Raw genomic sequence first — 23,280 nt, 5'->3', positions numbered from 1 at the left:
CGCTGCGTGACCCTCACTCGCTCTGCGAGAGAAACACCCAGAACGGCACATCACGCCTGACCCAGTCGCGGCAGGCTTCATCCATCACGTCCAGCAGTGTGTCGAAGTCCTTGCCGGCGTCGGCACGCAGGGTATCCACGTCGGCCAGGAACAGTGCATAGCCCGGCGCCGGCAGCCACTGCAGGTCGCGCAGATTGTCCGAAAGGGCATCCCAGTTGCCACCGAAACCGGCGGGGAAGTCGAGCTGCGCCGACAGCCGTGCCAGCAGCGTGCGCTTGTCGGCCACGCCCTGCAGGTCGATGCGGATCACCTTCAGCTGCGCATCGCGCATGGCAGCCGACAGTGCGGCGATATCGCCGGTGTCGATGGCATAGACGCCAGCATTGTTGATGTCGTGCAGGCCGAGGCCGAAATCATCGTGGCTCATGGGCGGTCTCCGGAAGCGGGTACGGTGAAACTGCGGAACGATTCGTAGTGGTCATCGGTGTAGTACCAGGCCTGGGCCGGGTCGCCGCCGGTAACGATGCGGCGCGCACCGCGGTTGCGGGCGCCCGGAGTGTCGACGGTGTATTCGCGGTAATAGCCACGGTCACGCGGCGGCAGCCGCTGTTCGCGGTTGCCGAAGGTGCTGCCATCCTGGCGGTGCGGGAACGGGCCGCCGCGCTGGATGAGGGCGATGGTCTGCCGCGCCTCGGCCGGCAGGAAGGTGGGCAGGGCATCGTTGCGGGCGCTGGCCGTGGGTGCTGCCACGGCCGGTTGGCCGGCAAGGCTGGGCGCGAACTGTGGCGGCGCCGGCCGCTGCAGGAAATGGTTGGCCAGCAGGCCCAGCAACAGCAGGGCGATGGCGGTGATCAGCAGCCGGGGGTTGCGCATGGGCGGGCGGGGCAGGGAAGGTGCATGCACTGTAGCGCCTGCGCGCTGCATCGCGCATGAGGACAGCGGCAGCGTCACCGCTGCGTAACAATTGCCGGAGGGCTCACGGGCAGGACGCAATTTCCTTTACATCCCCCTTGGTAATCTTCGCGTCTGTCCCCATCATTCAACGCGCACTGCCCGGCGACACCGCCGGGTGCCCTCGCTATCAGGAGATGCATCATGGCCTACACCCTGCCCAAGCTGTCCTACGCCTACGACGCTCTGGAACCGCATATCGATGCGGCGACGATGGAAATCCATCACACCAAGCACCACCAGACCTACATCAACAACGTCAACGCAGCGCTGGAAGGCACCGAGTACGCCGACCTGCCGGTGGACGAACTGGTGAAGAAGCTGAAGTCGCTGCCGGAAAACCTGCAGGGTCCGGTGCGCAACAACGGTGGTGGCCATGCCAACCACTCGCTGTTCTGGACCGTGATGGCCCCCAACGCCGGCGGCAACCCGGTGGGCGACGTGGCCAAGGCCATCGACAAGGACCTGGGCGGCTTCGACAAGTTCAAGGATGCCTTCACCAAGGCTGCGCTGACCCGCTTCGGCAGCGGCTGGGCCTGGCTGAGCGTCACCCCGGACAAGAAGGTCGTGGTTGAAAGCACCGGCAACCAGGACAGCCCGCTGATGGAAGGCAACACGCCGATCCTGGGCCTGGACGTGTGGGAACACGCGTACTACCTGAAGTACCAGAACCGCCGTCCGGAATACATCGGCGCGTTCTTCAACGTGATCGACTGGAACGAAGTCGAGCGTCGTTACCAGGAAGCGATCGCCTGATCGCGGCACTGGGATGAAACGAAGAGGCCGGGGCAAACCCCGGCCTTTTTGTTTGCGTGCGGTGGGTGCAACGCGGCGATCATTCGCTGGACGCCGGTACACCCTGCAGGCGCAGCGTGGCCATCACCCCCAGCCGCACGCCGGGTGCATCCCCTGCGGCCGGCAGGTCGATGGCCTGCTGGCGGATGCCGCCGAAATGCTTGACCTGGAACAGCACGTCCAGGCCGTGCCCGCTGGCACCGCCACCATTGGCGGCCGCCGTGTCCGGGCGTCCGCCGGGATTGCGCCGGGCCGGCTGGAAGCCCGGCGTGCTGCGCACCAGTTCGGTGGTGGGCGCGGCAAAGTCGCCGGCAATCAGGCTGGGCAGGCCTTCGGCGGTGGCGCCGATCCAGGCCATCAGGTCGCTGGTCTGGTGCTGGCGCGCGCTGGCCTCGTCCGCCTCCGGGCGCAGGCGCGCCACATAGACATTCAGCAGCGCCTCGCCCAGCCGCAGCCGCAGCATGCCCGCCGCACTGAAGGTGCCCGGCGGATGCAGCAGGGTCACCCCGTCCTCGCTTATCGGCAGTCGGGTCAGCATGGCGTTGCCGTGGCGCAGCGGCTGGCTTGGCGGGTCGGCGGTGACGAAGTCGCAGCTGTAACGCAGGCGGCTGGCCAGCCAGCACGCCGGGTTGCGGCCCTGTTCCTGCAGCACCTGCTGCACGGAAATCACATCGGGCTGCAGCTCGGTCAGCAGCTGCAGCACCTGTTCGCGCCGCTGCTTCCACTGCGCGTCATCGCGGCTGGGCAGTTCCAGCGCCGCCACGGTCAGCTGCCGCACGTCGCCGGTCGCGCCGGGCGCCGGCGGCAGCTGCGGGCGCGCCAGGGCAGGCAGGACCATCAGCAGCGCAAGGCTGCCGAGCAGGAAGCGGGCGGGGGCGAGGGGGCGCATAACGATAAGTTTACGCTTTCGCCGTGCAGGTGCCGTGACTTCCGGCACGGTGCGGCGCGCCTGCCATGGATCGGCGGCGCTGTCATGCAGCCCTGCAGCGTGCTTCGCGGGCGCAGGTTCCGGTAACCTTCACCCTTTCGCTTTGCAGGAATGCCTTACAGGATGAGCCACGACGCAGTCGCCCCCATCGCCGGCCAGGGAAAGATGCCGCGCCAGATTCCGTACATCATCGGCAATGAGGCCTGCGAACGGTTCAGTTTCTACGGGATGCGCAACATCCTGGTGCAGTTCCTGATCACCTCGCTGCTGCTGCAGGAAATCACTGCAGAAGGCCGCGCCGGTGAAGCCAAGGACATCATGCACAGCTTCATGATCGGCGTGTATTTCTTCCCGCTGCTCGGTGGCTGGCTGGCTGACAAGTTCTTCGGCAAGTACCACACCATCCTGTGGTTCAGCCTGGTCTACTGCGCCGGCCACCTGTGCCTGGCGCTGTTCGAGAACAGCCGCGAAGGCTTCTTCCTGGGCCTGGGCCTGATCGCGCTGGGCGCCGGTGGCATCAAGCCGCTGGTGGCCTCGTTCATGGGCGACCAGTTCGACCAGAGCAACAAGCACCTGGCCAAGATCGTCTTCGACGCCTTCTACTGGATCATCAACTTCGGCTCGCTGTTCGCCTCGCTGCTGATCCCGCTGGTGCTGAAGAACTGGGGCCCGCAGTGGGCCTTCGGTATTCCCGGCATCCTGATGTTCATCGCCACCTTCGTGTTCTGGCTGGGCCGCAAGCGCTACGTGCTGGTGCCGCTGCCGCCGAAGGATCCGCATTCGTTCGCCAACGTGGTGCGTACCGCGCTGACCGCGCGCGTGGCCGGCCAGGGCCGTCCGGGCCTGGTGATGGCCATTGCCGGTCTGGTGCTGGCCGCCGCCTCGTTCGGCCTGGTCGGTTCGCTGGGCATCGTGATCTGCCTGTGCCTGGCGCTGGTGGCCATCCTGGCCGGCATCGGCGGCGGAACCTGGCTGCAGCTGGACCGCGCCCGCGCGCAGCATCCGGCCGAAGCCGTGGAAGGCGTGCGCGCCGTGCTGCGCGTGCTGGTCATCTTCGCCCTGACCACGCCGTTCTTCTCGCTGTTCGACCAGAAGGCCTCCACCTGGGTGCTGCAGGGCCAGCAGATGCAGATGCCGAGCTGGTTCACCGCTTCGCAGATGCAGGCGCTGAACCCGCTGCTGGTGATGATCCTGATCCCGTTCAACAATCTGGTGCTGTACCCGGCGCTGCGCCGCTTCGGCTTCGAGCCGACCGCGCTGCGCCGCATGACCGCCGGTATTGCTTTCAGCGGCCTGGCCTGGATCGTGGTGGGCGGCATCCAGGTGGTGATGGACGGTGGCAACGCCATGTCGATCTTCTGGCAGATGCTGCCGTATGCGCTGCTGACCTTCGGTGAAGTGCTGGTCTCGGCCACCGGCCTGGAGTTCGCCTACAGCCAGGCGCCGCAGGCCATGAAGGGCGTGGTGATGAGCTTCTGGAACCTGACCACCACCATCGGCAACCTGTGGGTGCTGCTGTCCAACGCGGCGGTGCGCAACGAGGCGGTGACCCACAAGATTGCCAGCACGGGCCTGAGCGAGGCGGCGTTCCTGATGTTCTTCTTCGCCGGCTTCGCCTTCATTGCGGCGTTCGCCTTCGGTTGGTATGCACGACGCTATCGTATGGTCGACAACTACCGCAGCGCCTGAGCCTGACCTGACATGACCCCCGTCAATCTCCTGTTGATCGCCATCACCGCCGTGCTGTCCTGGATGGCGTTCAACAACCGCAAGCTGGCTGACCGCCTGATCCTGTGGCCGCCGGCGGTGGACCGCCACCGCCAGTACGACCGCCTGGTCACCTACGGCTTCATCCACGCCGACTGGCCGCACCTGATCTTCAACATGTTCACCCTGTTCTTCTTCGGGGGGTACATCGAGAGCGTGATGGTGCAGCTGACCGGCAGCTTCCTGACCTATCCGGCGTTCTACCTGGGCGCACTGCTGGTGTCGATCCTGCCCAGCTACCTGAAGAACCAGAAGAATCCGAACTACCTCAGCCTGGGCGCGTCCGGTGCGGTGTCGGCGGTGCTGTTCGCCTACATCCTGCTGAACCCCTGGAAGATCATCCTGGTGTTCTTCATTCCGGCGCCGGCGATCGTGTATGCCGCGTTCTACGTCGGCTACAGCATCTGGATGGACAAGCGCGGCGGCGATCGCATCAACCACAGCGCGCATCTGGCGGGCGCAGCGTTCGGCATCATCTTCATGCTGGCCATGCAGCCGGCCATCTTCAGCCACTTCCTGCGCGAGCTGTCCAACCCCACCTTCAGCCTGGGCGGCTGAAGCGTGCCTGGGGTCGGATCCGATGGATCCGACCCCGGTCTACCCGGTTTCAGGCCTGGCTGGTCTGGCCGTAGGTATCCAGCAGCCGCGAATACACTTCCTCGCCGATGCGCTGGAAGTCCTGCTCTTCGGTCTGCCCTTCCACAGCCAGCTGCAGGAGGCCTTCGAGCAGGGCGCGGTCGGTATCGGATGGGGACGGGTTGGGGTGCATGACGGGCCTCCACGGCAGAGTACGGGGACATCGTTCGCAAGGGCCGTGCCAGCGCGGCCGTACCCCTGCGAAGGGGTTAGCGGCCGCCCGCGCTGCAGCTTTAGGGGCACAAACTGACGCAGCCCGGCAGTCCTTGCCCCTGTTCAGGCTTCACGCGATCATGGCGCCCGGCTGCGCACCATCCACGCAGTCGCCGCAGGAGACAGTCCCATGGCTTCGGTCACACCCCCCGGTCTGGCCTATGAGGTCGCGCATGACCAGGCCAACCACCGTTTCACCGCCCGCGTGCGTGGGCATGTGGCGGTGCTGGACTACCAGCTCAAGCGCAAGCGGATGGTGATCACCCACACCGAAGTGCCCGAGCCGATTGCCGGCCGTGGTGTTGCCGGCGAGTTGACGCGGGTGGCGCTACGCTTCGCCCGTGAGCACAAGTACAAAGTGGTGCCGGCCTGCGCGTATGCCGAGGCATTCCTGCAGCGGCATGAGGAGTTCCACGACCTGCTGGTGGGGTGATGCCGGCGGGCCACGCTTCAGCCACCGCGGGCGATGATGTACGAACATGAACAGGGGATCCCGATGAAGAACGGAAACAACCGGCCGTTGCGCGCAAGCGTGCTGGCCGGGGCAATGGGCGTGCTGCTGCTGGCCGGTTGCCAGCGCGGCGACGATGCAGCACCGGCCACCGATAGCGCACCCAGCGCGGATGCCGCCGCGCCGGCCGCGGCCGAGGCGCCTGCCGCCGAAGCGCCGCTGGACCTGCGCGATGTGATCGAGAACAACGAACGCGAGGTGGTGGGAATCAGTTACCCGGCCGGCATCGACCGCTACCCGGGCCTGGCCCGCGCGCTGCAGGACTATGCGACATCGGCCCGCGGCGATCTGCAGCAGGCGCTCGATGGCCTGGGCAACGACAAGCCGACCATGCCGTACGAGCTGTCGTTGAGCTTCGAGAAAGTGCTGGAAACCCCGCAGCTGGTGGTGGTCAGTGCCGATGGCAGCCGCTACACCGGTGGCGCCCACGGCGAACCGCTGGTGGCACGTTTCGTGTGGCTGCCGCAGCAGCAGCAGATGCTGAGCGCCGACAAGCTGGTGGCCGACAGCAAGGGCTGGAAGGCGGTCAGTGATTTCGTGGCCGACCAGTTGCGCGAGCGCGTGGCCACGCGCCTGAGCGGCGAAGACATGGAACCGGCCGAACTGCAGGAATCGCTGCGCAATGCCTCGCGCATGATTGCCGAAGGCACCGGGCCGCAGGCCGACAACTTCAGCCAGTTCCAGCCGCTGACCGATGACAAGGGCCAGATCACCGCCCTGCGTTTCGTGTTCCCGCCCTACCAGGTGGGGCCGTATTCGGATGGCACGCAGACCGCCGATGTACCGGCCGCCGTGCTGCTGCCGCACGTGGCCAAGGACTACGTGGAACTGTTCGCCCGCGGTTGACCGCCCAGCAGGAGGTGTCGTGGATACAGGGTTGCAGGAGCGGGTGACCGGTCTGCTCCACGAAGCCGGGGTCCGCATTGGCGGCACCCAGCCACAGGACATCCAGGTACATGACCCGCGCTTCTTCGCGCGGGTCATGGGCCAGGGCTCGCTCGGCCTGGGCGAAAGCTACATGGACGGGTGGTGGGACGCCAACGTGCTGGATGAATTCCTGGTGCAGCTGATGCAGGCGCACCTGGATGAGCGCGTGCACGGCTGGCGCGAAGTAGCCGATGCCTTGAAAGCGCGCCTGTTCAACCTGCAGGCCGGGCAGGGCAGCTACGAGGTGGGCCGGCGCCATTACGACCTGGGCAACGATCTCTACCAGGCCATGCTGGGCCAGTACATGGTCTACAGCTGTGGCTACTGGCGCAACGCGGTGGACCTGGATGCGGCGCAGGAGGCCAAGCTGGACCTGGTCTGCCGCAAGCTGGGCCTGCGCCCGGGCCAGCGGGTGCTGGACATCGGCTGCGGCTGGGGCGAAGCGCTGAAGTACGCGGCCGAGCGCTACGGCGTCAGCGGTGTGGGCGTGACCATTTCCCAGGAGCAGGCCGCATTCGCCCGTGAGCGCTGTGCCGGGTTGCCCATCGAGATCCGCCTGCAGGACTACCGCGAACTGGACGAACCGTTCGATGCGATTTTCTCGATCGGCATGTTCGAACACGTGGGCGACAAGAACTACGGCAGTTTCTTCGAGGTGGCACGGCGCTGCCTGTCGCCACGTGGCCTGCTGCTGCTGCACACCATCGGCAGCAACATTTCCCGCCACCGCACCGACCCGTGGATCGCCCGCTACATCTTCCCCAACTCGATGCTGCCCTCGGCGGTGCAGATCACCCGCGCGTTCGAAGGGCGGTTCGTGCTGGAGGACTGGCACAACTTCGGCACCGACTACGACCTGACCCTGCAGGCGTGGCGGCGGAATGTGGAAGCGGCCTGGCCGACCCTGGACGCGCAGCGCTACGACGAGCGCTTCCGCCGCATGTGGCGGTTCTACCTGGCCGGTTCGATGGCCAGCTTCCGCTGTCGCCATGCGCAGCTGTGGCAGCTGGTGCTGTCGCCCGAGGGCGTGCCGGGTGGATACGTCGCGCCACGTTGAAGGCAGGCCTGGGGTCCAGGCATGGGGTCAGAGCCCTTTCCTGTGGAAAGGGATCCGACCCCGGGGTCGGATCCCATTTCGCAGAAATGGGCTCTGACCCCGGCCAACAAAAAAACCGCCCGGTCTCCCGGGCGGTTTTCGTTTCAGGCTACCAGGCGGGCGATCAGTTGCCGGCGCCGGTCAGGCCACGCTTTTCCAGCAGCGGTTCGATCTGCGGCTCGTGGCCGGCGAAATCGCGGAACAGCTGCATGGCATCCACGCTGCCGCCCTTGGACAGCAGGGTGGCGCGGAAGTGGTCGCCATTCTTGCGGCTCAGGCCGCCGTTGTCGCGGAACCACTTCTGGGTGTTGGCGTCCAGCACTTCCGACCAGATGTAGGCGTAGTAGCCGGCCGAGTAGCCGCCCATGATGTGGCTGAAGTACGGGGTCTTGTAGCGCGGCGGCACCGGCGCGTAGTAGATGCCGTCCTTTTCCAGGGCCGCACGTTCGAAGGCCATCACGTCCTTGGCCGCCGGCACCTGGTCAGCGCCGATCTGGTGCCAGCGCTGGTCCAGCATGGCCGCACCCAGGTACTCGGTGGTGGCAAAGCCCTGGTTGAACTTGGCCGCGGCCAGCACCTTGTCCAGCAGCGCCTGCGGCATGGCCGAACCGTTCTGGTAGTGCTTGGCGTAGTTCTTCAGGATGGCCGGGTTGTCCGACCACATCTCGTTCACCTGCGAGGGGAACTCGACGAAGTCACGCGGCACCGCGGTGCCCGAGAAGTACGGGTACTTCACGTTGGAGAACATACCGTGCAGGGCGTGGCCGAACTCGTGGAAGGTGGTGGTCACTTCATCCCAGGTCAGCAGGGTCGGCTGGCCGGCCGGCGGCTTGGGGATGTTCAGGTGGTTGGCCACCACCGGCTTGAAGCCGGTCAGCTCGGACTGCGAAACGTAGGAGTTCATCCACGCACCGCCACGCTTGGACGCGCGCGCGTACGGGTCGAAGATGAAGATCGCCAGCTGGCTGCCATCGGCATCGAACACGTCGTAGACGGTCACGTCATCGTGGTAGACCGGCAGGTCGGTGCGCTGCTTGAAGGTCAGGCCGAATTCCTGGTTGGCGGCGAAGAACACGCCGTTTTCCAGCACGTTCTTCATTTCAAAGTACGGCTTCAGCTGCGACTCGTCGAAGTTGTACTTGGCCTGGCGCACCTTCTCGCTGTAGAACGCCCAGTCCCACGGTTCCAGGGCGAAGGTCGGCTTGCCGGCGGCCTTCTGTTCCTTGTCGATCATCGCCTGCAGGTCGGCAGCTTCGCGCTTGGCGTTGGCCACTGCGGCCGGGGCCAGCTTGCCCAGCATGGCGTTGACCGCTTCGGGGGTCTTGGCGGTCTGGTTGGTCAGGTTGTAGGCGGCGAAGTTGGCAAAGCCCATCAGCTTGGCCTTGTCGGCACGCAGCTGCATGATGCGCGAGACCAGCGCGGTGTTGTCGAACTCACCGCCACGGCTGCCGCGGCTGATCGACGCTTCGTAGATCTTCTGGCGCAGCGCACGGTTGGCCAGGTTGGTCAGCGGCGGCTGGCCGGTGGTGTTGAGCAGGGTGATCACGTACTTGCCGTCCAGGCCACGGGCCTTGGCGGCTTCGGCAGCGGCGGCGATCTGTTCCTGCGACAGCCCGTCCAGTTCCTTCACGTCGTTGACGGTGATCGCCGAAGCATTCACTTCCGACTGCACGTTCTGGCTGAACTTGGTGCCCAGGTTGGCCAGTTCGGCATTCATCTTCTTCAGCGTGGCCTTGTCGGCCTCGGACAGCTTGGCGCCGGCGCGCACGTAGTTGTCGTAGTACTTCTCGACCAGGCGCACGCCTTCGGCATCCAGGCCCAGCTGGGTGCGGGTGTCATACAGCGCCTGGATGCGCGCGAACAGCTTGCCGTTCAGGGCGATCGCATCGCTGTGTGCGGCGAACTTCGCCGAGTAGTCGGCCTGCAGCTTCTTGCGCGCGTCGTTGGTGTCGGCGCCGACCAGGCTGAAGAACACGGTGGTCGCGCGGTCCAGCACGTCGCCGCTCTTTTCCAGGGCGATGATGGTGTTGTCGAAGGTCGGCTTGGCCTTGTTGTTGGCGATCGCCTCCACTTCCTTCAGCTGCTGCGCCATGCCGGCGTCGAAGGCCGGGGCGAAGTCGCTGTCCTTGATCTTGTCGAACTGCGGGAAGTGCAGCGGCAGCGGGCTGTCAGCGAAGAACGGGTTGGCCTGCTGGGCGTTGGCGGCAGCTGCCGGGGTGGCAGCGCTGGCCGAATAGGCGGGCAGGGCAAGGCCGAGGGTCATGGCCACGGCAAGGGCAAGGCGGGTGGTCAAGGCGTAACTCCGGTAAGACAGACAAGGGCCCGAGCGTAACCTGCGCAGCGGGCTGGGCACTTGTGTCGAAAGGCATGGACGCCACCGGCGCGGGCGGGTCGCTGCGATTACCATGGGGTTTTCCTGTCGGGAACGCTGCCATGGCCACTGCCTTCGATTTCACCTTCGTAGACCTGGACGGCCAGCCGCAGGCCTTGGCCCAGTACGCCGGTCGCCCGCTGCTGCTGGTGAACGTGGCCAGCCGCTGCGGCTTCACCCCGCAGTACACCGGGCTGGAACAGCTATGGCAGGACTACCGCGAACGCGGTCTTGTGGTGATCGGCTTCCCCTGCAACCAGTTCGGCGCGCAGGAGCCGGGCGATGCGGCGCAGATCCGCCAGTTCTGCTCGCTGGATTACCCGGTCAGCTTCCCCCTGTCGCAGAAGATCGAGGTCAATGGCGAGGGAGCCGACCCGTTGTGGGCGTGGCTGTCGCAGCAGAAGCGCGGGCTGCTGGGCAGTGCGCGCATCAAGTGGAACTTCAGCAAGTTCCTGGTCGATCGGCAGGGCAACGTGGTGGACCGCTTCGCGCCCACCACCAAGCCCGAGCAGTTGCGTGGGGCCATCGAAGCGCTGCTGTAACCGCCCACGCCCCGCGTCGCGCGCGCTTGCCGCTGCTCAGTCTGCTGCTGCGGCGCCCGCCTGCGATGGGCGATTGCGCACGTCTTCGGGCAGCGCAGCGATGATTTCCTCCAGGATGCCCGGCAGGCTCGCTTCGCTGTAGCCGCGATGGGCATGGGCGACCTGTCCGTCGCGGCCGATGATGAACATGTGTGGCACCGCGGCGATGCCGTACTGCTCGGCCAAGGCGCCACGCGGATCGTGCAGGTAGTCCAGCTTCGGCCAGTCGCGGTGGCGCACCAGCCGGTTGACGTCGTTGCGCGGCTCGCCCCAGTTGATCGCGTAGACCTTCATCGCGTCTTCGCCGACCACCTTCTGCAGGTGCGCCAGGATCGGCAGCTCCTTGCGGCAGGGGCCGCACCAGGACGCCCAGAAGGTCACGATGACCACCTTGCCGCGCTGGTCGGCCAGGTTGACCGGCTTGCCTTGGCGGTCATTGCCCAATGCCTGCGGCGGCACCTCACCGGGGGCGGGCGATGCGGCCAGGGCCGGAACGGCCATGACCGCAACTGCGGCCGCAAACACCCACGCCCGCATCGCCTGCGGGAACCGCTTGTTCGTCATCCTTGAGCCCCTGTTCGGGCCGGCGGCCCGTGCAGCGCAGACGATGCCGGGAAGGCGGCATCCACGCAAGGGGCAGGGCAGGGCTTATTTTTCGACGAACGCGCGCTCGAACACGTAGTGGCCCGGCTGGCCGATGCGCGGCGAGACCTGGAAGCCGCGTGCATCGAGCACGGCGCGCAGGTCGGCCAGCATCTGCGGGCTGCCGCAGATCATCGCGCGGTCGTTTTCCGGATTCAGTTCCGGCAGGCCCAGGGTGCGCTGCATCTCGCCGCTTTCCATCAGCGAGGTCAGGCGGCCCTGGTTGGCGAACGGTTCGCGGGTCACGGCCGGGTAGTACAGCAGCTTGTCGCCGATCATCTCGCCCAGGAACTCGTGCTCACGCAGTTCCTTTTCGAAGTAATCGCGGTAGGCCAGGTCCTTTTCGTAGCGCACGCCGTGGCACAGGATCACCTTGTCGAAGCGCTCGTAGGTTTCCGGGTCCTTGATGACCGACAGCCACGGCGCCATGCCGGTGCCGGTGCCCAGCAGGTACAGGTTCTTGCCCGGGTGCAGGTCGCTGATCAGCAGGGTGCCGGTGGGCTTCTTGCCGACCAGTACCTTGTCGCCCGGCTTGATGTGCTGCAGGCGCGAGGTCAGCGGGCCGTCCTGCACCTTGATGCTGAAGAACTCCAGATGCTCTTCCCAGTTCGCGCTGGCGATGGAATAGGCACGCAGCAGCGGCCGCGCCTCGGTTTCCAGGCCGATCATCACGAACTGGCCGTTTTCGAAACGGAAACCGCTGTCGCGGGTCAGGGTGAAGCTGAAGTAGGCGTCGGTCCAGTGGCGGACCTCAAGCACCGTTTCGGCGCCGAAAGCAGAAGACATGGGGGTAGTCGGGGCATGGTTTCGTCCCCTCCATTCTACCCCAAATGAGAGAAGTTCTCATTGGCCGGAACGAGAGGCGTTCTCAGGCCGCCGGCACGGTTCAGCGATAGCCCGCCGCCTGCAGTTCGAACAGCTCGGCATAGCGCCCGCCCTGGGCCATCAGTTCGGCGTGGGTGCCGCTGGCCTCCAGCCGGCCTTCGGCCAGCACCAGGATGCGATCGGCCATGCGCACCGAAGAGAAACGGTGCGAAATGAGCACCGCGGTGCGCTGCTCGGCCAGTTCGCGGAAGCGCTGGAACACTTCGAACTCGGCGCGGGCATCCAGTGCCGCGGTGGGCTCGTCCAGGATCATCACCTGCGCATCGCGCATCCACGCGCGGGCGATGGCGATCTTCTGCCACTGCCCCCCGGACAGGTCCACGCCCTGCTTGAAGCGCCGACCGATCAACTGCTGGTAGCCGCCGGGCAGGGCATCGATCACTTCTTCGGCCATACCGCGGCGTGCCGCATCGGCAATGCGCGCTTGGTCGGCCATGGCCTCCACCTGGCCCACGCCGATGTTCTCGGCGGCGGTCAGGTTGTAGCGCACGAAATCCTGGAAGATCACGCCCAGGTTGGCGCGCAGGTCGTCCAGGTCGTAGTCGCGCAGATCGCGGCCATCCAGCAGGATGCGCCCTTCATCCGGCTCGTACAGGCGTGCCAGCAGCTTCACCAGAGTGGTCTTGCCGGCGCCGTTCTCGCCCACCAGGGCCAGCACTTCGCCGGCGTGCAGCTGGAAGTCCAGGTGGCGCACCGCCCACTGCTCGGCATCGGGGTAGCGGAAGCCCACGTTCTCGAACACGAATCCCTGCTGGATCGGGCGCGGCACCGGCAACGCGTCGGCGCGCGAATGGATTTCCGGCTGGATCTGGAAGAACGAATACAGATCGTCCAGGTACAGCGCTTGGCTGGCCACCTGCGAGAAGCCGATCAGCAGGCCTTCCAGCAGCTGGCGCAGGCGCAGGAAACTGCCGGCCAGGAAGGTCAGGTCACCGATGCTGAAATCCCCGCGCACGGTGCGCCAGGCGATATAGGCGTAGGCTGTGTAGTAACCCAGCGTGCCCAGTGCCGCCAGCAGCGTGCCCCAGAACGCGCGGCGCCGCGCCAGCGAACGGTTGGCCAGGAACAGCGCCGCCGACAGCCGCCGGTAGCGCTCGACCAGGAAGCGGTGCAGGTTGAAGATCTTCACTTCCTTGGCTGTTTCCACGCTGGCGCCAAGCTGGCGCAGGTAGTCCAGCTGGCGGCGCTCGGGCGTCCACAGGAAGTTGAGGCTGTAGCCGGCCGCGTTGAAGTGCGATTCGCCGATGAAGGCGGGCACCAGGGCCAGCGCCAGCAGCACGATCAGCCACGGCGCGTAGACCAGCAGACCCACGGCCAGGCTGACCACGGTGATCGCATCCTGCACCTGGCCGAACAACTGGCTCATCAGGTTCATCCGGCCCATGGTCTGGCGCCGGGCGCGGTCCAGCTTGTCCTGCAGGTCGGGGTCTTCGAAGTCTTCCAGGTCCAGCGTGGCGGCATGTTCCATCAAGCGCACGCTGGTGGCGTTGGCGAACAGTTCCGACAGCAGCGCGTCGGCGTAGCTGACCAGCCGCCCCAGCAGGTCCGAGGCGATGGCCAGGCCGAATTCCAGCGCCAGCAATCCCAGCAGCGGGTTCAACAGGCCGCTGGACAGCGCTTCGCCCAGCGGCGGGAAGCCGGCACCGTGCTGGCTCAGGTGCAGGGCGGTGTCGATGATCAGCTTGCCCACGTACAGCATCGCCACCGGCAGCAGGGCGCGGATGATGCGCAGGCCGAGGCTGGCCAGGGTCAATGCCGGGCTGGTCTGCCACACCTGGCGCAGGAACGGCGGCAGGTTGCGCATGGCCTTGAAGCGCTGGCGCAGGCTGGGTTTCTTTTCGTTGGCAGCAGGCATACCGCCATTGTGCGCGCGCACGGCGTGCAGATGGGGTCAGATCCCTTTGCAGCGCAAAGGGCTCTGACCCCTCGACCCATCGTGTCGACCAAGGTCGACACCTACCAACTGCGACCTGACCCGCCCCGCCATCCCACAGAACCCCAGCTGTTGACGTTGCCCTTGCTCTGGCCGTTGCCTCGGCGGGTGCCGGGCGCAGCCCGGCCAGAAAAGCCCCTTACGGCAGCGGCGGCAGCAGGCCGGCGCCCAGCCGGTTCCAGGCATTGATCACCGCGATGCCCATGCTCAGGTCGCTGATGCCCTTTTCGTCGAAGTGCGGCGCCAGTGCATCGAACGCGGCCTGCGACGGTGCGCCATCGGTCAGCCTTGTCAGCGCCTCGGCCCAGCCCAGCGCCGCGCGCTCGCGTGCATCGAAGAAGCGGCTTTCGTGCCATGCGGGCAGGGTATCCAGCTTGCGTGGCTCGATGCCGCCCTTGCGCAGCGCGGTGCCGTGCATGTCCATGCAGTAGCCACAGCCGTTGAGCTGGGACACGCGCAGGAACACCAGTTCCATCAACGTCGGGTCGATCGAGCTGTCATGCACCGCCTTGCTGGTGGCCAGCAGGCCCTTGAAGGCCTCGGCGGCCAGGCGGGTGTAGGGAACGCGGGGAGATGCGTGGTCGGACATGTTCGGCTCCACGGCGGCCACGATGGCCGCCTTTCACTACCAGGACGCCGCCGCGTCCGCCGCCGTGACAACCGCCGACAATTTTTCCGGATTCAGCACGCTGTAGACCTCGGCGATGCGCCCGTCCACCACCTGCACCGTGGTGACCGAATGCAGGCGCTGGCCATCGAAGCGCAGGATCGCCGGTTCGCCGTTCACATAGCCCAGTTGCGCGGTGTGGCCCAGTCCGCGCTGGGCAATGGCCCAGAACAGCCGGCCGATGCGCTCGGCGCCCAGCAGCGGCCGGATCGCGGCGGTCACCACACCGCCGCCATCGGAGACCAGGCGCGCGTTGGCATGCAGCAGGGCCTGCACGGCCTGGCTGTCGCCCTGCTGGGTGGCGTGCATGAAGCGCGCCAGCAGTTCGCGGTGCTGGCTGGCATCGGCGTTGAAGCGCGGGCGCCCGGCCTGCAGGCGCTGCCTGGCCCGATGCACCAGCTGGCGGCAGTTGGCCTGGCTGTGGCCGATCAGCTCGGCGATCTCGGCATAGTCGTGGTCGAACACCTCTTTCAGCAGGAACGCGGCGCGCTCTTCCGGTCCCAACTGTTCCAGCAGGGTCAGGAAGGCCACCGACACGTCGTCGGCCAGCGCATGGCACTGCGCCGGGCCAGGCGCCGGGTCGGGTTCCAGGCTGATCGCCAGCGGTTCGGCCAGCCACGGGCCCACGTAGTGCGCGCGCTCGCGCCGGGCCGCGCGCAGGCGGTCCAGGCCCAGCCGCGTGGTGGCGGTCACCAGCCAGGCCTCGGCATCGCGCACGCTGGCCGGGTCGGCGCCGGACCAGCGCAGCCAGGCGTCCTGCACCACGTCCTCGGCGTCGGCGCGGCTGCCCAGCAGGCGGTAAGCCAGCGCCATCAGGCGCGGGCGGTGGGTCTGGAAGGTCGATTCAGCGTTCATGTTGGCAAGGACGCCAGAGAGGGCGGGGGCGTGACAAGGGGGCGGGGTCAGAGCCCTTTCCCGCGGAAAGGGATCTGACCCCTGCGAATCTACGCGCAGTCGGCGGAGGGGGTAAAATGGGCGGATTACCCCCGCCAGCCTTGAGCAAGCGAGCAAGCCGTGACATCGATCAAGCAGGAAGACCTCATCCAGTCCATCGCCGACGCGCTGCAGTACATCTCGTACTACCACCCGGTCGACTACATCAAGAACCTCGCCGCTGCCTACGAGCGCGAAGAGTCGCCGGCCGCGAAGGAAGCGATGGCCCAGATCCTGATCAATTCGCGGATGTGCGCCGAAGGCCACCGTCCGATCTGCCAGGACACCGGCATCGTCACCGTGTTCCTGGAAATCGGCATGGACGTGCGCTGGGACGACGCCACCATGGGCGTGGAAGACATGGCCAACGAAGGCGTACGCCGCGCCTACCTGCACCCGGACAACAAGCTGCGCGCCTCGGTGCTGGCCGATCCGGCCGGCAAGCGCATCAACACCAAGGACAACACCCCGGGCGTGGTCAACGTGAAGGTGGTGCCGGGCAACACGGTCGATGTGATCGTGGCCGCCAAGGGCGGTGGCTCGGAAGCCAAGACCAAGTTCGCCATGCTCAACCCGTCCGACTCCATCGTCGACTGGGTGCTGAAGACCGTGCCGACCATGGGCGCTGGCTGGTGTCCGCCGGGCATGCTCGGCATCGGCATTGGTGGCACCGCTGAGAAGGCGATGCTGCTGGCCAAGGAAGCGCTGATGGAGCCGATCGACATCACCGAGCTGCAGGCCCGTGGTGCATCAAACCGCATCGAAGAGCTGCGCCTGGAACTGTACGAAAAGGTCAATGCGCTGGGTATCGGCGCGCAGGGCCTGGGCGGCCTGACCACCGTGCTGGACATCAAGATCAACGATTACCCGACCCACGCGGCCAACCTGCCGGTGGCGATGATTCCGAACTGCGCGGCCACCCGCCACGCGCACTTCACCCTGGATGGCAGCGGCCCGGTGATGCTGGATCCGCCGTCGCTGGAAGACTGGCCGAAGCTGACCTATGACGCGTCCAAGGGCACCCGCGTGGACCTGGACACGATCACCCCCGAAGACGTGGCCAACTGGAAGCCGGGCCAGACCCTGCTGCTCAACGGCAAGCTGCTGACCGGCCGCGACGCCGCGCACAAGCGCATGGTCGACATGCTCAACAAGGGTGAGGAACTGCCGGTCGACCTGAAGGGTCGCTTCATCTACTACGTGGGCCCGGTCGATCCGGTGCGCGATGAAGTGGTGGGCCCGGCCGGCCCGACCACCGCCACCCGCATGGACAAGTTCACCGAACAGGTGCTGGCGCAGACCGGCCTGCTGGGCATGGTCGGCAAGGCCGAGCGCGGCCCGGCCGCCATCGAGGCAATCAAGAAGCACAAGTCGGCCTACCTGATGGCCGTCGGTGGTTCGGCCTACCTGGTGTCCAAGGCGATCAAGGCGGCCAAGGTGGTCGGTTTTGCAGATCTGGGCATGGAAGCGATCTACGAATTCACCGTGCAGGACATGCCGGTGACCGTGGCAGTCGATTCCACCGGCGAATCGGTGCACAAGACCGGCCCGCGCGAATGGCAGGCCCGCATCGGCAAGATTCCGGTGGTGGTGGAGTAATCCGCAACGGAATTACGGAAAACGGCGCCGCAGGGCGCCGTTTTTCGTTGACGGGCCAGGATCGCCCGCGACACGACGGGGTAGAGTCGACTGTCAGTCGACTATCGCGCGCAGCGCGGGATTTTCGTGGCCTGGGCGAACAGCAGTCGACTGACAGTCGACTCTACCAAGGCGGGTGGCTTACAGCAGCTCCAGCACGGTTTCCGGCGGCCGGCACAGCCGCGTGCCCTTGGGCGTGCGCACCACCGGCCGATTGATCAGGCGCGGGTGCTCGGCCATCGCGGCCAACAGCGTGGCGTCATCCGCGTGGGCCAGGCCCAGTTCGGCGAACTGCGCCTCCTTGCTGCGCACCAGCTCACCGGCGCTCAGGCCGGATTCGGCCAGCACCGCACGCAGGGTCGCGATGTCAGGCGGGGTGCCCAGGTAATCGACCACCACCGGTTCGATGCCGGCCTCGCGGATCAGGGCCAGGGCCCCGCGCGAATTGCTGCACGCGGGGTTGTGCCAGATCGTCACCGTCATCAGAACCACTCCAGCAGCGACACGCCAACGCCCACGTAGGTGGCCTTGTGGTTGTAGTCGATCAGGCTTTCGCCATAGCCGTCGAAGATCTGCACGTGGCCGCGCAGCAGGTTGCTGATCGGGAAGCCGTAATCGAGCTGCAGCGCGCCGTGCGAGCGGTCGCCGGTGCGCAGCGAATGGCGTGCCATCAGCGAGACCTCGTGGCCGTTGCGGTTCCAGATCAGCGTGGCATCGCCACGGCCCATGTAGTCTTCGATGTCCGGGTTGTTGTCGTCGCTGCGCGTTTCCGGAATGCGGTACCAGGGCCGCAGCACCAACGCCCAGTTCTCGCGGTCCAGGCCGATGTTGAGCATCACCCGGTTCCAGCTGCGCGACAGTGGGTCGGCGCGGCCGTTGGACTGGTGGTTCAGGCTGATGCCGGTCATGCGCCCGCGCCAGCCGCCGATCGAATAGCCGTTGCGGAACACCATCATCACTTCCGGCTCGTAGTTCGTTTCGCGGAAGGGGCGGGAATTCTCGGCGTTGTAGGCCTGCCAGCGCGAACTCTGGGTATAGCCAGCCCAGATATCGCCGTTGTCGCCGAACAGGTTCTCGGCGATCTTGGTCTTGAAGCTGATCTGGAACTTCAGCTCGGTGCTGTCCAGCACCTGCGGCGTGGTCACGCTGTTGACCGGGTTCGGCGACTGCGGCATCTGGTTCTTGTCGCTGGTCCAGAACGCGGGCAGCAGGTACACCGGCTTGTAGGCGCGCAGCTGGAACGGGCCCAGCTTGGAGTCTTCGGCCAGTTCCCAGCGGCTGTCCAGCAGCGAGCCGCGGCCGGCGTTGGCCAGCGCGCTGTCATCCGGGGCAGGGCGGAAGATGTCACCCACGCGGGCACGCAGGTTCTCTTCGCCCTGGCTCAGGCGCGCGGCACGGCGTTGTTCGCGCAGGGCCTGCGCGGCCTGCTGGGCGGCCGCATCGGCAGCGGCGGTGGCTTCGGCACTGCGGCCGAACAGCCTGTCGTAGCAGGCCAGGCGGGCGGCATCGGTGTCGATGGCCGCGCAGCCGGCCGGTGTGGTGGTGGCGGTCGGCACGATCTCCTGCGCGGCCACGGGTGCGGCGGCCAGGGCCAGCGCCAGCGGAGCAAGGCGGGGGAGCAGAACGGGGAGGGTCATTGCAGCAGGCCCTTCAGGATGAATACGGTGGATGCACAGTGTGGCGGCTGCCCGCACCCGCGGCCAGCCCCTTCGGTTTATGCCCGGCACCGGCGTGCGCGGGGTGTGAAGACGGGGCACTAGAGGAACCAGGCAAAGGCGAACAGCCCCAGCATGGCGATGACCAGCGCCAGCTTCAGCGCCAGCCCCAGCAGGATGCCCAGCCAGGTGGCCAGGCCCACCTTGGTGGAACGGCCCAGCTCGCGGCTGTGCCAGTACTCGCCCAGCAGGGCACCCACCAGCGGACCGGCGAACAGGCCGATGGGCATGAAGAACAGGCCCACGATGCTGCCCACGAAGGTGCCCCACAGCGCCTTGCGGCTGGCGCCGACCCGTTGCGCACCCACCACCGTCGCCAGCACGTCGACCAGCAGCGACAGCACGGTCAACACGGCCAGGATCACCAGCGTGGGCCAGCCCACATGCGCGAAACCGTCAGCCCAGGCCGCCAGCAGCAGGCCCAGGAACACCAGCGGCACCCCCGGAAGGGCCGGCAGCACGATGCCGGCCAGGCCCACCAGGACAGAAATGACCGCTAGCAGATACAAGATGAATGAGAGGTCCATGCTGTTCCGTATGGTTGGCTTTTTGGGGTTGACAGTGAAAGATTTTGCCAGTTGCTTTTTCGTTTTGGTCGGGTTAAGTTGCAGTCGCTGAGCTTGGCAAGGTCACCGTGGATCGTGGCCTGATGAAGCAAGATCTCACCGATCCGCTGCATCGTTGCACCTCGCTTCCCCCTTGCTTGTCAGCCGCCCAACCAGGCGTATCCAACAACAAGAGAGAGTCACCAGGGAGTTAGTGAGATGTCTGATCGCGAGAGCGGTACCGTCAAGTGGTTCAACGATGCGAAGGGCTTCGGCTTCATCAGCCGTGAAAACGGCGAAGATGTGTTCGTGCACTTCCGTGCCATCCAGACCCAGGGCTTCAAGAGCCTGAAGGAAGGCCAGAAGGTCACCTTCACCGTCGTGCAGGGCCAGAAGGGCCTGCAGGCCGATGCCGTGCAGCCGGTCTGACCGGAACGCATCGCGTTGAACGAGAAAGGCCCGCGCAAGCGGGCCTTTTTCTTTGCCAGTGGCCCGGGGCAGGTCAGCGCAGGATCACCCGGCCGTTGACCACGCGCACGTAGGTGTTCTCGCGGATGCCGGCCAGGTCGCGCTGGTTCACCACCACGGTGCGGCCATCATCCATGCGCACGGTGATGTCGTAGGTATCGCTGGTCACGTTCTTCTGGATCTGGTTGCCGGCCAGCGCGCCACCCACCGCGCCTGCGGCGGCGGCGATGTTCTTGTTGCCGCGGCTGCCGCCGGTGTGGTCGGAAATCTCATGGCCGGCAACGGCGCCGACCAGGCCGCCCAGGATCGCGCCGGTGGCGGCCGGTGCGGTGCGGCCCGAGGCCACGGTGTTGATGCGGGTGACGATGCCGCAGTCCGCGCAACGGCCCTGGTTGTAGCCGGAGTTGTTGCCGTAGCCGCCGTTGTTGTAGCCATTGTTGTAACCACCGCCGCCGTAGCCGGGCGAGGTGGCGCAGCCGGCCAGCGCGAGGGTGGCGATGGTGGCGGCAGCGATGAGCTGGATCTTCATGGGGCGTCTCCTGGCCGTGAAGGCGGGTGCGGGTGGTACTGCGTCATGCAGCAGGGTGGCTGGAATCGTCCGCTTTCACACGTGAACAAGGTGCCAACCGCGACAGCGCATTCCGGCTGGAAGATGAATCAGCGGAAATCCTGGTGACAGGCGCGGCAATCGTCCTGCACCCCCTGCACCAGTGTTGCCAGCGCCGTGCAGTCGGCCGGCGGCGCGGCCAGCGCGTCGTTGAGCCTGCCGCGGTAGGCACTGGCATGGGCCTGGAAGCGGCGGTCGTGCTGCAGCTGCGGGAAGGCCAGGTCCAGGTCGTTGGACAGCAGGCGCAACGCCTGCAGGCGCGGCACGCTGTCGGCCAGGCTGCAGCGGTTCTGCTGGTGGGCCTGCTGCAGCAGTTGCGACTGCCGCTGCATCACCTGCATCAGACTGTCGGGAAACGGATCGCGACGGGCCTGCAGGGCACGCCCCACCATTACCGTGGCCACCAGGCCGATCAGCAGGCCCAGCGCCAGCACGAACAGATAGCGGTAGGCCGTGGTCCGGCGGGGGGAGGGGCTGGCATTCATGCGGGCACTCCGGGCATGCAACGGTGGGTTCGGTTGCGGCGCGCTGTGGCGACCGCCGCCTGCACGTTAAAATAGCCGCATGAACGAACAGGTCAAAGAACGCTTCGCCGGCATTGAACGGCTGTATGGCGTGGGTGCGCTCGAGCGCCTGCAGGGCAGCCGCGTGGCGGTGGTGGGCATGGGCGGCGTCGGCTCGTGGGTGGTCGAAGCGCTGGCGCGTTCGGCGGTGGGGCACCTGACCCTGATCGACGCCGACGATATCTGCGTGTCCAACACCAACCGCCAGTTGCCGGCCATGGAAGGCAACTACGGGCGCAACAAGTCGGTGGCGATGGCCGAGCGCTGCCGTGCCATCAATCCGCAGATCGAGGTGGATGCGGTAGAGGCGTTCCTGACCACCGGCAACATGGCCGAACTGCTGGACCGCGGCTTCGATCTGGTCATCGACGCCTGCGACAGCTTCCGGGTGAAGGTGGAAACCATTGCCTGGTGCCGGCGCCGCAAGCTGCCGCTGTTGACCGTGGGCGCAGCCGGTGGCCGCACCGATCCCACCCTGGTGCGCATCCGCGATGTCTCGCGCACCGAACATGACGCCATGCTGGCGCTGATCCGCAAGAAGCTGCGCAGCGAGTTCAACTTCCCCAAGAACGCCAAGCGCTACTTCGGCGTGCCGGCGGTCTATTCGCTGGAAAACGTGAAGTACCCGCAGGCCGATGGCAGCGTCTGTGGCCTGCGCCCGAACCTGGGTGCCGATGCGGCGCTGAAGCTGGATTGCGGTGCCGGCCTGGGTGCGGCCACGCACATCACCGGCGCCTTCGCGTTTGCGGCAGTAGGCAAGGCGCTGGAGATGCTGCTGGAGCCGAAGAAAATGAAGGCCGAAGCGGACGCCGCCTAGGACCGGTCGCGCCGGGTCATGCCCGGCGACGTGTCAGGCCACGGGCAGGTTGAACAACCGCCGGGCGTTGTCGGCGGTCGCTTGGGCCACCGCATCCACCGCCACCCCGCGCAGCGCGGCCACGTGGCGGGCAATCACTGCCAGCCGCGCCGGCTCGTTGCGCTGCCCGCGAATGCCGGCATCGGGCTGGTCGGGTGCATCGGTTTCCAGCAGCAGCTGTTCCAGCGGCATATCGCGCACCAGACGGTGCAGGCGCTGGGCGCGCTCATGGGTCAGCGGACCGCCCAGGCCCAGCAGAAAGCCCTGCTTGTGCAGCTGCACGGCCTGTTCCGGGCTGCCGGAATAGCTGTGCACCACCCCGCGCAGCCCGCCGATGCGGCGGATCGCGGTGATCACCGCATCCACCGCCTTGCGCGCGTGCACGATCACCGGCAGGTCGAATTCCCGCGCCAGCTGCAACTGGCCGAGGAAGTAATCCTGCTGGGCCTGCATATCCAGATCGCCCGCGAAGAAATCCAGGCCGCATTCGCCGATCGCACACGGGCGCTCGCGCTCGATCCAGTCGCGCAGCTGCTGCAGATGCTCGGGCCGGTGCTCGGCCAGGAACATCGGGTGCAGGCCGTACGCCGGGTACAGTCCTGGCGCCTGCTGGCAGACCTGGCGCAGCTTCGGCCAGCTGGCCGCAGTAACCGCCGGCACCACCTGGGCCTGCACGCCGGCCGCCTGGGCGCGCGCGATCACCGCATCGCGGTCGGGGTCGAATTCGCTGGCATCCAGGTGGCAATGGCTGTCGATCAGCACGCTCAACCCTGCTGCAACGGCGGTGGCACGGCCGCGCCGCGCTGCTTCCAGTTGGCCAGCAGCAGCGTGCCCAGGCCCAGCAGCAGCTCATCCACGAACGGAATCGGGTCGGGGATGAAGAGGGTGATGGCAAACAGGCCGGCGGTCAGCTTGAACAGGGTGGGGTAGCGCAGCCGGCGTGCCCATTGCAGAACCGGCAGCAGCATCGGGTTGGCCATGGTGGAAATCCATGCGGGGAATGTGCAAACGCTACCACGGGCACAGTATTTCCAGATGCTGAATGGGTTACG

At 66.6% G+C, this 23,280-nt stretch carries 27 protein-coding genes; 10 read left to right on the top strand and 17 right to left on the bottom strand.

All coding sequences use genetic code 11. The features are described from left to right. Positions 1 to 13 precede the first annotated feature (13 nt). Together C1933_RS12855 and C1933_RS12850 are read right to left on the bottom strand one after the other, a co-directional pair. Positions 14 to 427, bottom strand: a complete 414-nt coding sequence (locus tag C1933_RS12855) for a barstar family protein (RefSeq protein WP_108753588.1) — start codon at positions 425 to 427, stop codon at positions 14 to 16. Continuing rightward, entirely contained in the window at positions 424 to 873 is a 450-nt protein-coding gene (locus C1933_RS12850; protein ID WP_108753587.1) for a ribonuclease domain-containing protein, read from the bottom strand. Before C1933_RS12850 ends, C1933_RS12855 begins: the two co-directional genes overlap by 4 nt. A gap of 222 nt (positions 874 to 1,095) precedes the next feature. On the opposite strand from C1933_RS12850, the gene C1933_RS12845 reads away from it, so the two are divergent. After that, complete coding sequence (locus tag C1933_RS12845) at positions 1,096 to 1,707, top strand: superoxide dismutase (RefSeq protein WP_108750080.1); 612 nt, start codon at positions 1,096 to 1,098, stop codon at positions 1,705 to 1,707. Positions 1,708 to 1,786: 79 nt separating this feature from the next. Here the strand turns inward: C1933_RS12845 and C1933_RS12840 are convergent, their stop codons facing one another. Continuing rightward, on the bottom strand, positions 1,787 to 2,635 hold the full coding sequence (locus C1933_RS12840) for an endonuclease/exonuclease/phosphatase family protein (protein ID WP_108753586.1): 849 nt from the start codon (positions 2,633 to 2,635) through the stop codon (positions 1,787 to 1,789). A gap of 162 nt (positions 2,636 to 2,797) precedes the next feature. Here C1933_RS12840 and C1933_RS12835 point away from each other — a divergent pair, with 162 nt between their 5' ends. Then, a complete protein-coding gene (locus C1933_RS12835) occupies positions 2,798 to 4,363 on the top strand; it encodes an oligopeptide:H+ symporter (RefSeq protein ID WP_108753585.1) in 1,566 nt (521 codons plus the stop codon). 12 nt (positions 4,364 to 4,375) lie between these two features. Continuing rightward, entirely contained in the window at positions 4,376 to 4,999 is a 624-nt protein-coding gene (locus C1933_RS12830; RefSeq protein WP_108750077.1) for a rhomboid family intramembrane serine protease, read from the top strand. Positions 5,000 to 5,048: 49 nt separating this feature from the next. On the opposite strand, the gene C1933_RS20255 is transcribed toward C1933_RS12830, so the two are convergent. Further along, positions 5,049 to 5,210 carry a hypothetical protein gene (locus C1933_RS20255; RefSeq protein WP_199911370.1) on the bottom strand — a complete coding sequence of 54 codons (162 nt, stop codon included), beginning with the start codon at positions 5,208 to 5,210 and terminating at the stop codon, positions 5,049 to 5,051. A 210-nt stretch (positions 5,211 to 5,420) separates the two neighbouring features. On the opposite strand from C1933_RS20255, the gene C1933_RS12825 reads away from it, so the two are divergent. Genes C1933_RS12825 through cfa form a run of 3 tightly spaced genes read left to right on the top strand, consistent with a single transcriptional unit; the run spans position 5,421 to position 7,785 of the window. Further along, positions 5,421 to 5,723, top strand: a complete 303-nt coding sequence (locus C1933_RS12825) for a GNAT family N-acetyltransferase (protein WP_108750076.1) — start codon at positions 5,421 to 5,423, stop codon at positions 5,721 to 5,723. A gap of 36 nt (positions 5,724 to 5,759) precedes the next feature. Further along, the gene (locus C1933_RS12820; protein ID WP_108754837.1) at positions 5,760 to 6,647 is read left to right on the top strand and encodes a DUF3298 and DUF4163 domain-containing protein; all 888 of its coding nucleotides are present in this window, start codon (positions 5,760 to 5,762) and stop codon (positions 6,645 to 6,647) included. Positions 6,648 to 6,666: 19 nt separating this feature from the next. Continuing rightward, positions 6,667 to 7,785, top strand: a complete 1,119-nt coding sequence (gene cfa / locus C1933_RS12815) for a cyclopropane fatty acyl phospholipid synthase (RefSeq protein WP_108753584.1) — start codon at positions 6,667 to 6,669, stop codon at positions 7,783 to 7,785. 163 nt (positions 7,786 to 7,948) lie between these two features. Here the strand turns inward: cfa and C1933_RS12810 are convergent, their stop codons facing one another. Beyond that, complete coding sequence (locus C1933_RS12810) at positions 7,949 to 10,117, bottom strand: M3 family metallopeptidase (protein ID WP_108753583.1); 2,169 nt, start codon at positions 10,115 to 10,117, stop codon at positions 7,949 to 7,951. A gap of 140 nt (positions 10,118 to 10,257) precedes the next feature. Between C1933_RS12810 and C1933_RS12805 the strand changes: the two genes are divergently transcribed. After that, the gene (locus C1933_RS12805) at positions 10,258 to 10,737 is read left to right on the top strand and encodes a glutathione peroxidase (RefSeq protein WP_108753582.1); all 480 of its coding nucleotides are present in this window, start codon (positions 10,258 to 10,260) and stop codon (positions 10,735 to 10,737) included. Between the two features lie 36 nt (positions 10,738 to 10,773). Here the strand turns inward: C1933_RS12805 and C1933_RS12800 are convergent, their stop codons facing one another. The 5 genes from C1933_RS12800 to C1933_RS12780 form a co-directional block, all read right to left on the bottom strand. Next, positions 10,774 to 11,277, bottom strand: coding sequence for a TlpA disulfide reductase family protein (locus tag C1933_RS12800; protein ID WP_234414526.1), 504 nt, complete (start codon positions 11,275 to 11,277; stop codon positions 10,774 to 10,776). Between the two features lie 147 nt (positions 11,278 to 11,424). After that, positions 11,425 to 12,204, bottom strand: coding sequence for a ferredoxin--NADP reductase (locus C1933_RS12795; RefSeq protein WP_108753581.1), 780 nt, complete (start codon positions 12,202 to 12,204; stop codon positions 11,425 to 11,427). A gap of 100 nt (positions 12,205 to 12,304) precedes the next feature. Continuing rightward, positions 12,305 to 14,158 (bottom strand): ABC transporter ATP-binding protein, encoded by a 1,854-nt coding sequence (locus tag C1933_RS12790; protein WP_108753580.1) that lies wholly within the window; start codon positions 14,156 to 14,158, stop codon positions 12,305 to 12,307. Positions 14,159 to 14,375: 217 nt separating this feature from the next. Further along, the gene (locus tag C1933_RS12785) at positions 14,376 to 14,825 is read right to left on the bottom strand and encodes a carboxymuconolactone decarboxylase family protein (RefSeq protein WP_053443831.1); all 450 of its coding nucleotides are present in this window, start codon (positions 14,823 to 14,825) and stop codon (positions 14,376 to 14,378) included. 36 nt (positions 14,826 to 14,861) lie between these two features. Continuing rightward, on the bottom strand, positions 14,862 to 15,758 hold the full coding sequence (locus tag C1933_RS12780) for an RNA polymerase sigma-70 factor (RefSeq protein WP_108753579.1): 897 nt from the start codon (positions 15,756 to 15,758) through the stop codon (positions 14,862 to 14,864). A 159-nt stretch (positions 15,759 to 15,917) separates the two neighbouring features. Between C1933_RS12780 and C1933_RS12775 the strand changes: the two genes are divergently transcribed. Then, on the top strand, positions 15,918 to 17,435 hold the full coding sequence (locus C1933_RS12775; RefSeq protein ID WP_108753578.1) for a fumarate hydratase: 1,518 nt from the start codon (positions 15,918 to 15,920) through the stop codon (positions 17,433 to 17,435). Positions 17,436 to 17,615: 180 nt separating this feature from the next. Here the strand turns inward: C1933_RS12775 and arsC are convergent, their stop codons facing one another. From arsC to C1933_RS12760, 3 genes are all read right to left on the bottom strand, one after another. Then, the gene (gene arsC, locus C1933_RS12770; RefSeq protein ID WP_108753577.1) at positions 17,616 to 17,957 is read right to left on the bottom strand and encodes an arsenate reductase (glutaredoxin); all 342 of its coding nucleotides are present in this window, start codon (positions 17,955 to 17,957) and stop codon (positions 17,616 to 17,618) included. Next, complete coding sequence (locus C1933_RS12765; protein ID WP_108753576.1) at positions 17,957 to 19,111, bottom strand: phospholipase A; 1,155 nt, start codon at positions 19,109 to 19,111, stop codon at positions 17,957 to 17,959. The genes arsC and C1933_RS12765 overlap by 1 nt, the downstream gene beginning before the upstream one ends. 119 nt (positions 19,112 to 19,230) lie before the next feature. Then, positions 19,231 to 19,716 (bottom strand): DUF456 domain-containing protein, encoded by a 486-nt coding sequence (locus C1933_RS12760; RefSeq protein ID WP_108753575.1) that lies wholly within the window; start codon positions 19,714 to 19,716, stop codon positions 19,231 to 19,233. A 237-nt stretch (positions 19,717 to 19,953) separates the two neighbouring features. Between C1933_RS12760 and C1933_RS12755 the strand changes: the two genes are divergently transcribed. Continuing rightward, a complete protein-coding gene (locus C1933_RS12755; RefSeq protein ID WP_065197592.1) occupies positions 19,954 to 20,163 on the top strand; it encodes a cold-shock protein in 210 nt (69 codons plus the stop codon). Between the two features lie 73 nt (positions 20,164 to 20,236). Here the strand turns inward: C1933_RS12755 and C1933_RS12750 are convergent, their stop codons facing one another. Next, positions 20,237 to 20,731 (bottom strand): glycine zipper 2TM domain-containing protein, encoded by a 495-nt coding sequence (locus C1933_RS12750; RefSeq protein WP_108750065.1) that lies wholly within the window; start codon positions 20,729 to 20,731, stop codon positions 20,237 to 20,239. A 128-nt stretch (positions 20,732 to 20,859) separates the two neighbouring features. Then, positions 20,860 to 21,294 (bottom strand): cytochrome c, encoded by a 435-nt coding sequence (locus C1933_RS12745; protein ID WP_108753574.1) that lies wholly within the window; start codon positions 21,292 to 21,294, stop codon positions 20,860 to 20,862. Positions 21,295 to 21,373: 79 nt separating this feature from the next. On the opposite strand from C1933_RS12745, the gene C1933_RS12740 reads away from it, so the two are divergent. Further along, positions 21,374 to 22,189 (top strand): tRNA threonylcarbamoyladenosine dehydratase, encoded by an 816-nt coding sequence (locus tag C1933_RS12740; RefSeq protein WP_108753573.1) that lies wholly within the window; start codon positions 21,374 to 21,376, stop codon positions 22,187 to 22,189. Positions 22,190 to 22,222: 33 nt separating this feature from the next. On the opposite strand, the gene C1933_RS12735 is transcribed toward C1933_RS12740, so the two are convergent. Together C1933_RS12735 and C1933_RS12730 are read right to left on the bottom strand one after the other, a co-directional pair. Continuing rightward, entirely contained in the window at positions 22,223 to 22,996 is a 774-nt protein-coding gene (locus tag C1933_RS12735; RefSeq protein ID WP_108753572.1) for a TatD family hydrolase, read from the bottom strand. Next, positions 22,993 to 23,208: a DUF6116 family protein gene (locus tag C1933_RS12730; RefSeq protein ID WP_108753571.1), complete on the bottom strand. Its 216-nt coding sequence runs from the start codon at positions 23,206 to 23,208 to the stop codon at positions 22,993 to 22,995. Before C1933_RS12730 ends, C1933_RS12735 begins: the two co-directional genes overlap by 4 nt. Between the last annotated feature and the right edge of the window lie 72 nt (positions 23,209 to 23,280).

The organism is Stenotrophomonas sp. ZAC14D2_NAIMI4_6 (assembly GCF_003086875.1).
Lineage (GTDB): Bacteria > Pseudomonadota > Gammaproteobacteria > Xanthomonadales > Xanthomonadaceae > Stenotrophomonas.
The sequence above is the reverse complement of the archived record's forward strand: the minus strand, read 5'-3'. Positions and strand labels throughout refer to the sequence as shown.